Source organism: Isoptericola sp. NPDC058082, assembly GCF_042885055.1.
GTDB lineage: Bacteria > Actinomycetota > Actinomycetes > Actinomycetales > Cellulomonadaceae > Isoptericola.
The window spans coordinates 1-488 of sequence record NZ_JBHVSQ010000042.1 but is presented as its reverse complement, the minus strand read 5'-3'; the positions used below and the strand labels follow the sequence as shown (position 1 = coordinate 488).

The 488-nt window shown below is 71.3% G+C and carries 1 protein-coding gene; it reads left to right on the top strand.

Annotated elements, in window-relative coordinates; genetic code table 11:
- A partial coding sequence (locus ACFVS0_RS21795) for a serine hydrolase domain-containing protein (RefSeq protein WP_430589110.1) occupies positions 1–488 on the top strand: 488 nt, incomplete at both ends.

Genomic DNA, 488 nt, shown 5'->3' with positions numbered 1-488 from the left:
GGCCGGCGCCATCACTACTCCAACCCTGGCTACACACTGCTCGGCGCGCTGATCGAGACGGTGCGCGGGGCATCCTGGGCGGAGGTGCTGGAGCGCGAGATTCTGGAGCCGCTGGGCATGAGCCGTACGTCCACCCAGCCGCAGGCGCCGCACGCGGGTGGCTGGGCGGTGCACCCCTGGGCCGATGCCTTGCTGCCCGAACCCACCGAGGACCTCGGCCTGATGGCTCCGGCCGGGCAGCTCTGGTCCACGGCCACCGACATCCTCCGGTTCGCCTCCTTCCTCGCCGAGGGGGACGACCGGGTTCTCGGCACCGCCTCGGTGGAGGAGATGCGCACGCCGTCGGCGCCGCCCGAGTCCGGCGACTGGGAGGGAAATTACGGTCTCGGTCTGCAGGTCGTGCGCCAGGACGGGCGCACCCTTCTCGGGCACACCGGTTCACTGCCGGGCTTCCTGGCAGCGCTCTGGTTCAGCGCCGAGGACGATGT